The sequence below is a fragment of the Ancylobacter oerskovii genome (assembly GCF_018390555.1).
Classification (GTDB): domain Bacteria; phylum Pseudomonadota; class Alphaproteobacteria; order Rhizobiales; family Xanthobacteraceae; genus Ancylobacter; species Ancylobacter oerskovii.
Map to the genome: position 1 here is coordinate 1 of NZ_JAHBGB010000005.1, position 9,769 is coordinate 9,769.

General features: G+C 64.3%; 11 protein-coding genes and 2 pseudogenes. 4 read left to right on the forward strand and 9 right to left on the reverse strand.

The genetic code is table 11. The annotated features are described in order from the left end of the window. Positions 1–246: pseudogene (locus KHC19_RS05130) on the forward strand (hypothetical protein); the annotation flags it as partial. 87 nt (positions 247–333) lie between these two features. On the opposite strand, the gene KHC19_RS05135 reads toward KHC19_RS05130, so the two are convergent. Then, positions 334–1,077: an SDR family NAD(P)-dependent oxidoreductase gene (locus tag KHC19_RS05135; protein ID WP_213351208.1), complete on the reverse strand. Its 744-nt coding sequence runs from the start codon at positions 1,075–1,077 to the stop codon at positions 334–336. A gap of 77 nt (positions 1,078–1,154) precedes the next feature. Here KHC19_RS05135 and KHC19_RS05140 point away from each other — a divergent pair, with 77 nt between their 5' ends. Continuing rightward, positions 1,155–1,835, forward strand: a complete 681-nt coding sequence (locus tag KHC19_RS05140; RefSeq protein ID WP_213351210.1) for a TetR/AcrR family transcriptional regulator — start codon at positions 1,155–1,157, stop codon at positions 1,833–1,835. A gap of 3 nt (positions 1,836–1,838) precedes the next feature. On the opposite strand, the gene KHC19_RS05145 is transcribed toward KHC19_RS05140, so the two are convergent. From KHC19_RS05145 to KHC19_RS05160, 4 genes are all read right to left on the reverse strand, one after another. Then, positions 1,839–2,489, reverse strand: a complete 651-nt coding sequence (locus KHC19_RS05145) for a class I SAM-dependent methyltransferase (RefSeq protein WP_213351212.1) — start codon at positions 2,487–2,489, stop codon at positions 1,839–1,841. Continuing rightward, positions 2,483–3,124 (reverse strand): DedA family protein, encoded by a 642-nt coding sequence (locus KHC19_RS05150; protein ID WP_213351213.1) that lies wholly within the window; start codon positions 3,122–3,124, stop codon positions 2,483–2,485. Before KHC19_RS05150 ends, KHC19_RS05145 begins: the two co-directional genes overlap by 7 nt. 3 nt (positions 3,125–3,127) lie before the next feature. Next, entirely contained in the window at positions 3,128–4,108 is a 981-nt protein-coding gene (locus KHC19_RS05155; RefSeq protein WP_213351215.1) for an SDR family oxidoreductase, read from the reverse strand. A 191-nt stretch (positions 4,109–4,299) separates the two neighbouring features. Beyond that, positions 4,300–5,616 (reverse strand): MFS transporter, encoded by a 1,317-nt coding sequence (locus KHC19_RS05160; protein WP_213351217.1) that lies wholly within the window; start codon positions 5,614–5,616, stop codon positions 4,300–4,302. 161 nt (positions 5,617–5,777) lie between these two features. Here KHC19_RS05160 and KHC19_RS05165 point away from each other — a divergent pair, with 161 nt between their 5' ends. After that, positions 5,778–6,701, forward strand: a complete 924-nt coding sequence (locus tag KHC19_RS05165; protein ID WP_213351218.1) for an AraC family transcriptional regulator — start codon at positions 5,778–5,780, stop codon at positions 6,699–6,701. 79 nt (positions 6,702–6,780) lie between these two features. Then, positions 6,781–7,358: pseudogene (locus KHC19_RS05170) on the forward strand (transposase). A gap of 448 nt (positions 7,359–7,806) precedes the next feature. On the opposite strand, the gene soxA reads toward KHC19_RS05170, so the two are convergent. Genes soxA through soxX form a run of 4 tightly spaced genes read right to left on the reverse strand, consistent with a single transcriptional unit; the run spans position 7,807 to position 9,762 of the window. Next, complete coding sequence (gene soxA / locus KHC19_RS05175; RefSeq protein WP_213351220.1) at positions 7,807–8,580, reverse strand: sulfur oxidation c-type cytochrome SoxA; 774 nt, start codon at positions 8,578–8,580, stop codon at positions 7,807–7,809. After that, positions 8,580–8,900, reverse strand: a complete 321-nt coding sequence (gene soxZ / locus KHC19_RS05180) for a thiosulfate oxidation carrier complex protein SoxZ (RefSeq protein WP_213351222.1) — start codon at positions 8,898–8,900, stop codon at positions 8,580–8,582. The genes soxA and soxZ overlap by 1 nt, the downstream gene beginning before the upstream one ends. Then, positions 8,897–9,373, reverse strand: a complete 477-nt coding sequence (locus tag KHC19_RS05185) for a SoxY-related AACIE arm protein (RefSeq protein ID WP_213351224.1) — start codon at positions 9,371–9,373, stop codon at positions 8,897–8,899. Before KHC19_RS05185 ends, soxZ begins: the two co-directional genes overlap by 4 nt. Then, positions 9,370–9,762 carry a sulfur oxidation c-type cytochrome SoxX gene (soxX, locus tag KHC19_RS05190; RefSeq protein ID WP_246548264.1) on the reverse strand — a complete coding sequence of 131 codons (393 nt, stop codon included), beginning with the start codon at positions 9,760–9,762 and terminating at the stop codon, positions 9,370–9,372. Before soxX ends, KHC19_RS05185 begins: the two co-directional genes overlap by 4 nt. Positions 9,763–9,769 lie beyond the last annotated feature (7 nt).

The following is a 9,769-nucleotide window of genomic DNA, read 5'->3' on the forward strand; positions in this document are numbered from 1 at the left end:
CATGAGGCCAAAAATCAACCCAAGGACTCTCTCCTAAGCCGGAGGAGAAAAGGGTCTCAGGTCACCGGCCGAACGCGTCACTTCCATTTCAAGGTCCAACGTCCGGGCGGCCGCATCCTCACAACCCAGCTCTACTTTCCCGGAGAGCCGCGAAATGTCGGAGATCGACTCTTTCACGAGACACTCCTCCTCGACATAAAGCAAACCGATGACGGACGGTTCGGCCGTTTCGACTTCGTGGTGTGACTGCAAGCAAAGGGGTCCAGTCGCCAAGCCTACGCCCGCCTCACCGCAGCGTCCCCCGGCAACTCGCCCATGGCGGCAGGGCTGACGTCAGGCATTGAAGCCGGCGTCCACGTTGAGAACCGCGCCGGTAATCAGGCTAGCCGCGGGACCGACAAGAAACGTCACGGCGTTGGCGACCTCACGGGGCTCCCCGAATCGGCCGAGCGAGGTGAGGCTCCGCTGATAGTCGGCATTCTCGCCATTAGCCGGATTCATTTCCGTGTCGGTTGATCCAGGCAGAACCAGATTCACGGTAATGCCGTGAGGGCCGAGTTCACGCGAAAGGCCCCGCGTAAACGACAAGAGGGCCGACTTCGACATGGCGTAGGCCGTGACCCCCGGGAAAGGGACACGTTCGGCGAGCGCGGAGCCAATGGAGATGATGCGCCCGCCCGACGTTAGGTGCGGGATCGCCGCCTGGGCGAAAAGGACTGGCGCGCGAACGTTGACATCAAGCATGGCTTGTAAGTCGGCCAATGCCAGATCCGTTGTCATCCCAGCCGTTCCGATGCCCGCGCTGTTCACCAGAATGTCGAGCCCTCCAAGGGTATCGACCGTCTCGGTGACGGCGCGGCGAATGGCTTCCGGGTCGGCGCTGTCAGCATGGATGGCAAGCCCGCGCCGGCCTTTCTCCTCGATCGAACCGACCACCGTCGCGGCCCGATCAGCAGAGCGCTGATAGGTAAAGGCGACATCGGCCCCATTTTCGGCGAGCGCAATCGCGATCGCGGCCCCTATTCCCCGTGAGCCACCGTTCACCAGGGCGCGCTTTCCAAGCAATTCCATGAGCATCTCCTTTTATGCAGCGATCGATGCATAAAGCGGTAGATCCATTGCAAAACGCCGTCAACTAATTTATGCAGTGATCGATGCAAAATAAAGCTCCGACATCTCCAGCTTGTCCAACGTCGGCTCCCCGCACGCGCGGTCGGCCGCGGGAATTTGATCGCGTGGCCGCCCTCGCAGCCGCGACCAGGCTGTTCTGGATCAGGGGTTACGAGGCGACATCGATCGCCGATCTGACGGATGCCATGGGAATCGGCACAAAGAGCCTCTATGCGGCCTTCGGCTCGAAGGATGCGCTCTACTTGGAATCGCTTCGGTATTATTGCACGACTTATGAGGGATTGGTCTGGACTCGTTTCCGGAAGGCCGCGACCGCGCGGGAGGCGGCTCTGGCATTTCTCCAGGATTCCGCAACGGCCATGACGGGTGGAGACTGCGACCTGCCGCATGGTTGCATGGCGACGCTCGCGATCGTGGGCAGCGAAGGGCATTCCGAACTTGGCGATTTCATGCGAGCGACACGCGCAGGTGGCTTCGATCTCCTCAAGGCCCGCTTCGACAAGGCGAAAAGCGACGGTGACCTCCAGATCACGGCAGACACGACCAAGCTGGCGAGGTTTGTGCAGACCGTACAAAGCGGCATGGCGATCCGCGCCCGTGACGGAGCGGATCGCGCCGAACTCGCGGCCGTCGCGGATCTCGCCCTGGCCGGCTGGGACCAGATCACGGCCGCCATTGATCATGAGATACAGGCAAAGGCCTGATCCTCACGGCAGCGACGGACTTATCGTATCAGGGATGTCCGCGGCCGCCCTACGTGTCCCAATACCGGCAATACGCGGCGTCTTGCGACGCTGAATGCGGTAGACAGCGGCCGGAGGCACGTTTGCGAAGGTGCCGCCCAAATAGGTGGCCTTGAGGCCCAACCGGTCGAGCAACGGACGCGATACCGGACAGCGCGGGCCATAGGTGAACTGATAGAACGCACCGTTAGCGCGAAGATGCGTGAAGGCGCCTTCCAGGATCGCATAGACCGTTCGCGGCGACATCGACAAAAGCGGTAGGCCGCTGATGACAGCCCCTGCTGGGCTGTCACCGAAGAGCTCGACGTCGCGCAATCGCGCCGCATCCATGCACAACGTCTTCGCACGCGGGAAATCGGCGTTCAGCTTTGCGGCGAACGCCGAACCGAATTCGATGAGCGTAAGGTCCTCCTCGGCAACCCCGCGTGCCAGCAGCGCGCGGGTGAACACCCCCGTTCCGGGACCGAGTTCGAGGATCGGCCCGGTCTCCGCAGAAACCTCCGATAGGATCAAAGCTGTCAGAGCTCGCCCGGATGGCGCAACGGCCGCAACCCTGAGCGGTTCGGATAGCCAGGCGCGGAAGAACTGGAGGGTCTCCGACGACTTGTTCAGCATGCTTGATCCTCCGAGGAAGTCCGGCACCAACTGGTTCGCCCAAGCAGGCGCCAGACCAACACGGACAGCGTCTCAACCGCCAGAAAGAGGAGCAGGAACTTGATGGCCAAGGCTGATGCATTGAGGTCGGGAATCGACTGCGCGGCCGCGTAGCCCGCGGTGAGGAGCACCCCATTCCATACGGCGATGCCCACCAGCGTGCCGGTAGCAAAGCGCCACGCATCCAGGCGAAGAAGCGCAGCTGCCAGCGGCGCAACGAACCGGACTGTCGGGATGACCTGCGCAATCAGGGACAGACTCCGGTCACGCGCTCGAAAGGAAATGAGCATCCGGTCGATGCGCGTCGATGGCAGACCCACAAGCCGCCCGGTTCCGTACAAGAGCATGCCGGATACATTCTGCCCGACGGCCCGGACGACGAGGAACAACGCCAGACTGGCGAACACGCTTCCGCAGGTCGTCAAGATGAAGGCGGCCGGGAGCGACCAGTGGCCTTCGACCGCAGCCATGCCGATGGCGACCAGCATCGCGTGGGACGGCAAGGCCGGGATGACGCGCTCCGCCAGTCCGGCTGCAAACAGACCGAGCATTCCGTAAAGAGCGATCCAGTCGACGAGACTTGCGAGAGGATCCATCCCTCAGACCTCCGCAACAAGGTTAGATCCACTCGGATGGGTGTGGAGAGGTGTTGCCGCCGCGGCGACGAAATCAACTTTCGCCAGCTTTTCCGAGACGTCCCAAAGCCGGCGGGCGACATGCAACTCCAATGCGGCGGCGGGAATTACCGCCTCGCTCGGATTGCCGCGCGTCTCCGAAAGCCTGTCGGGACCGTAGTACCGGCCGCCGCGAGCCTCAGGTGACGTTGCCGCGAACAATGTGGGCAGTGCTCCCTGCGCCGCCGGCTGAAACAGAAACCACAGGATCGACCGCAAAAGTCCCTGGGTGCTGTATCGCCCCGGGGCATTGTGCAGAAGGTCGGTTCGCGAAATCCCGGGATGGGCCGCAATGCTCGTCAGCCCCCAACCGGCTCCGTCGCTTCTGCGCTGAAGTTCGAGCGCGAACATCAGGCAGGCGAGCTTTGATTGCGCGTAGACAGGCATCGGCTGATAGGCCTTTTCGGCCTGAAGATCATCGAAGTCGATGGCGGCGTTCCGGCGCGCGGCGACACTGGACAGGGTGACCACACGAGGATCCTGCCCCCGCCTGAGCAAGGGCAGCAGGTGCGCAGTCAGCGCGAAATGGCCGAGATAGTTGGTCCCGAACTGAAGCTCGAAGCCGTCCGCCGTCGTCTGACGCCGCGGCGGCGTCATGACGGCGGCATTATTGATCAGGGTGTCGATCCGCTTCCGACTCTCGCGCATCCGCTGACCGAATGCGGCGACCGAGGTCAGATCTGCGAGATCAACGGGCTCGAAGCTTACGCTCGCCTGTCTCACCGACTGTCTGATGCGGGCGACGGCCTCGCTTCCCTTCCGAGGGTTGCGCCCGGCGATGATGACGTCGCCGCCTGCTCGCGCGAGCGCAAGAGCATCGTGGAAGCCGAGACCACCGGTGCCGGTGACGACGATTGTCCTGCCGTTCTGGGACGGCATGTCCTGAGTGGTCCAACTCTTTCGCATTGGGAATCCTTTCGTCGCCTCTGGAAGGAAACCGTCTGGAGAGGCTGCAACACGGCTGCGGCCAGCGCCGCGCATTCGGCGGTCGTCATGGGCGTCATTTCGGGGAACAACAGGACGCTCTTATCGGATCAGTGGAGATGGGGGCGGTGGTTTGCTGATCCGAATTCGAACTGCGTCGCCCGAAGGGACGTTCAATTCGACCGAAGCCAAAGGGCGATACGTCGGTTTGCGATTAGCAGCGCCATTCCTGTGAGCAGGCAGGCTGCCGGCACGGTCAAAAGCCCGATGCTCAGACCATTGGGAATGTCCGCTGCGGTTGCGGCATCACTGATCATGCCGACGATCAGAGGCCCGATTGCCGGACCGAGGAGCCCCGATCCGATCATGATGAGGCTGGTCGCCATCGCCTCTCTGCCTTTGCCGGAAACAAGATGGGCGGCTCCGAAGCCATAGGGCAGCATGAAGGAGAAGGAGAGCATGGTGGGCACCATCAGCAGGACCGACATCCATCCGACCGGGGTGAACAAGGCAGCAACGGCTGCCATACCGGCGACGAGAAACAGAACTCCAGGAAGCCCCAGGACGTATCCGGTGCGGGAGCGCACCGCTGAATCGAAAAGCCGTCCGCCGAGCACCGTGCCGACGACCCCCATCACCCCCTGCAAGAGGCCGAAGGCCAACCCCGCTTCACTGGCGGTGAAGCCATGGGTGCGGATGAGAAAAGGAGCCGCGAAAGCGTAGAACGGACCGGCAGCGAAACTGGCGATCACCGCGCCGATGAAGAGCCAGCGGAAGGCTTGCGAGGAGAGTAGCTGCAGGCTCGCCCGAAAAAAGGAGCCGGTAGTCGCCGCCGTCCGTTGTTGCGGCGGTGTCGGGCCCACGAGAAGCAGCGTCAGCAGGCCGATCAGCAGGCCGATCGCGCCAGCGCCGAACAGCACGGTGCGCCAGCCCATCGCATCACTGATGGCGCCACCCGCGGCAAATCCGACCATGGTCCCCAGCGGAATGCCCATGCCGAACAGGCCGATGGCCAGACCACGCCGGTCGGGCCGGATTTTCCGGGCGATAATGGCATGTCCGGCCGGCATCGCACCCGCTTCGCCGAATGCGACGCCGAAGCGTGTGAAGGCTAGGAACAGGAAGCTCGCCGCGATCCCGCCCAGCGCGGTCATCGCGCTCCAGCCCAGGATGCACAAAACGAGCACAAATCTGGGTGATCCGCGGTCGGCGGCTCGCGCGAGCGGCAGCGACAGCAGCGAATAGCATACCGCAAAGGCAATGCCGGTGATCAGGCCGACCTGGGCATCGCTGAGAGATAAATCTGCCTTGATCTTTTCCGCCATGATGAACGGCAGAATGCGGTCGACCTGAGAGAGCGCACTTACGAGGAAAAGTGCAAAAATTGTGGCGAATAAACGCCATCCATACACATAATCGCCACGTGTATCATCAATATGATGAGATCTCGCTCTCGCTACATCTATTGATCTCGCGGCAATTTCTGTCATTTTCAGACATGCTCCTAGCTTTGGTTGCGCCGTTAAGCTAGAAGGAGTGCTCGATGACCAGAATGCCTGAAACCTCAACTAATCTGCCTATTCCTACGAATGACGCTGCGGTAGCCGACGAGGGGCGCCTCTTGCCCTGGCCCCGCCAGACGGAGAGCAACATGCCCTCGCCTCTTCTTTCGGCGGTGACGGCCTATATCGACGCCCAGGGCGGCGGGGAGGGACTGTTTCCGACCTGCATGGAGGGGGTCAACATCATCAGCTCCTTCCAGGAACAGATGCCGATGCGGCGTGTCTACCGCCCATCGCTTTGCGTCGTCCTCCAGGGCGCGAAGCAGATCCTCTTTGGCGAAGACGTTCTCGACTACGGGGAAATGGAATGCCTCGTCGTCAGCGTGGAACTGCCGGCCAGCGGACGGATCGTCAAAGCGAGCCCGAACGAGCCTTTCATCGGCCTGACGATCGATCTCGACGTCGCGATGATGCGCGATGTGCTCGAGCAGTTGGAAACGCCGCGTCGCGCAACGTCCACCGATGGTCCGTGCGTTTTTGTGGGGCAGGTCGACGAACCCCTGGCCGATTGCGTCGCACGGCTTGTCCGGATGGCCGACACGCCGAAGGCGGTGCCGATTCTCTACCCCTCGGTGATGCGGGAGATCTGCTACTGGCTGCTGAGCGGCCCGCATGGTGGCGAACTCTATCATCTGGCTCTGCCGGACTCGCATGTCACCCGGGTGGTCAAAGCCATCTATTTCCTGCGCGACAGCTTCGCCAAAACCCTGCGTGTCGAGCAGATGGCAGAGGTCGCCCGCATGAGCCCCTCCTCGTTTCATCAGCATTTCAAGGCGCTGACCTCGATGTCGCCGCTTCAATTCCAGAAGGAGTTGCGGCTGCTCGAAGCACGACGGCTTATGGTGGCGGATGCCGCAAGCGTGGCGGAGGCGGCCTATCGGGTCGGCTATGAAAGCGCGTCGCAGTTCAGCCGGGAATACTCGCGCATGTTCGGCGTTGCCCCGAAGCGGGACGCGATCAATCAGAAGCGCCTCTACGCCACCTATGGCAGCCGGGAAGTACGCACGGCATAGGTCGGTCCAGGCCGTGGCCCCCTAAATTTGCCGGCCGGTTGGCGGCGTGTTTCACCCTCTCCCGATAGAGGAGAGAGCGATGTGCCGCCACGAATTGACCGATGAGGAATGGGCAATCATCGCCCCGTTGTTGCCGAACCGGCCGCGAAGCATCGCTCGTGTGGCGGACCGCCGGGTCATCAACGAATTCTCTGGCGGTTCCGCACGGGGTGCGCCGTGGCGGGACCTTCCGGAGCGCGATGGTCCACGCACAACCCTCCACCACCGTTTCGTTCGCTGGCGGACGGACCAGCAAGGCGCCGCCATCAAAAGGGGGCGATGACGATCGTTGCATGCGACGTTCCCGGGCAGGCTGATCACCAAGATCCACACTCTGGTCGACGCTGGAGGATGGCCGACCCACCTCCTGCTCGCCGCCGTGCGGGCCGGCGATGCGCCGGGAACTGCTGGCCCGGCCTGCACCGGGCGGCACTCCTCTCGCCGACAAGGCCAACGACACCGACGCCTTCCGTGCCGAGACGGCGGAGCGCGGCACCTTCGCCAACGTGCCGCCCCGCCGAGCAGATGCGTGGCCTCGCCACGCGCTACGCCGGACGCCCGGACAACTTCCTTGCCGCACTCAAGCTCGCCGCCGTCCGCGTCTGGATCAATGCGTGATATGTCCGCCGCCTATGCAGAGCACCCCCCTCTCGCCTCGGCAACCGGCCGCCCCTGCGACACCAATCGACCTGCAAGAGCTTCGCGACAATCTCTTCAGGCCTGTGCCTCTTCTGCGCCATCGCGCCATTGTCCGAACGCTGAGAAGCCTGCCTCACGCAGGACCACTTTCCAGGGGGCAGGCCAAGGCCGTTGTCACGAATCTTATAGTCCGCCGGGGCGCCTTCTTCCGATCAGGACTACGGCTTCCCGCGGAAGCTTGGCGGCCCGCTCTATGGGGCACGCCAGTCCCATCCGGGGCTCGAGCAGATCCTCGACGAAAGGCAGCAAGTGCACGGATCGGGCTTCGCCGAGGCGATCTCGCTATGATCGAGGCCCCAAGCTTCACGAGAAGACCGGACACATGACACACGCCGCTTGTCCCGCGTCCGCCGTCCACCCGAAGCACCTAGGGGCGGACGGCAGGCGTCTCGATCGCAAGTCCGGCCGCGCGCTCAGCGAGATAGAGTTCCAGCGCGACGAATTCCGCCGAGCCATAGGCGAAAGGCTCGGCGCGCACGCCGACCATGCAGCCGCGCATGCGCCGCTGCAGCGAGCCGATCGTCTGCCATTCGAGACGATAGATCGGGTAACCGGTCGGATGCGCCTGGGTGACGGCGCTGCCGCCCAGCCGCCCGCGCCAGTTGGCGTCATGGCAGGACGAGCAGGAAAGATCGAGCTGGCCCATCCGCGTCTGGAACAGGCGCTTGCCCTCGGCACGCGCCGCGTCGAGCCGGGCATCGTCCGGCGGGGCGATGGGCATTCCACGCGATTGGTGGCCGACATAGGCGGTAAGGCCGAGCAGTTCCTCGCTCTCGCGCGGCAGGCTCGTCGCGTGCTGGCGGGTCATGCGGCACTGGTCGATCTTCCCGGCGAGGTCGATGGACGCTCCGCTCGCCGCGTCGAAGGCCGGATAGCGCGCGGCGACGCCGCGCATGGACGTCGCGGCCTCGCCATGGCAGGAGGCGCAGGAGCGGCGCGAGGCACCCGCCGGCTCGTCCCATAGGCTCCCGCCCTGCAGCACCCAGAGCATGCCGGGGTTGGAGCCGTCGTCGGCCTGGATCGCCTGCGTTTCGGCCGACATGAAGTTGGTGCCGGAGCGGCGCTCGCTCGGAGGAATTTCCTGCGCCACAGCTATGCCGGCGCAGAGCTGGGCGGCCGCAAACGCGAGCGGGAACCGCATCAGCTCACCGCGATCTCGGCGCTCGCCGTCTCGACCTTGCCGTCGTCGTCGGTCCAGCGGAAGGTGAGCGTGCCGGTCTTCGTGGCAACGGTGCTGAAGGCGACGAAGGGATTGGCCGACATCGCTGGATGGAACTCGGCGGAGAACACCTCCTCGCCGTCATAGTCGCAGGCGAAATGCCGGATGATCTTGCGCGGGATCGCCTGGCCATTCGGCCCCATGCGGTAGCCGGTCTCCATCGGGTGGGCGATCATGGCGCGGATGTCGATGACCTCGCCCGCCCTGGCGGTCTTCGGCACGCTGACGAGGGTGCGGCTCATGACAGATCCTCGATGCACGCGGCAAGCGTGACGATGACATTGGCCGAGCTCGACCAGTAGCTTCCATCGCTCAGCTCGGCGACGGCGATCAGCGTCTGCGAGGTGGCGAGCCGGATGCGGGTGGCGATGCGCGCGCGGCCGGCGCGGGACCCGAGGGTGAACACCGCCACGTCCGCCTGCGGGTTCTTCTCGTTGAACAAGGCGATGCGGCGCACATGGTCGCCGGCAGTCATCGGGCTCTCGACCGTGACGGTGACGCCGACCGCGTTGCCGTTCTCGACCAGCGGCGGCACGTCGAGCTTCACCTTCCCGGTCTCGACCGGCGTGCCGCCGGTGAAGCCGTTCACGGCTTCCTGCAGCGAGGGGCGGGTGAGCGCGCGGGCCGGCGGCAAAGCGAGCACCAGCAGTCCGGCACCGCCCACAAGGATCAGCCCGCGCCGTCCGACGCGGAACTTGTGCTTCGCCACGCTCATGGCTTCAGGCTCGCGAGATAGGCGACGATGTGCTCGATCTCCTGCTCCGCCAACATGGGCCGTCCGCGCCATGCCGTCGCGACCCGCTCGCCGGCTTTTGACGCCGCATAGGTCGGCATCAGACTGTCCGGGTTGAGGCGCTTCATGTCGGTGACCCTCAGCCGGATCTCGCTCTCCGACAGGCGCGCGCCGATGCCGGACAGGTCGGGGGCGAGGTTGCCTTGCAGATGCGGATTCGGGAACGGGCCGGAATGGCAGAGCACGCACAGGCTCTTCTGCCGGTCGGCCACGAGCCGCGCGCCTTCGGTCACATCGCCGGGCGCGATCCCCGCCGGGCGCGGCAGGGCATCCTGCGCCAGCGCGGTGCCGGGCGAGGCGAGGCCGATCATCGCCACC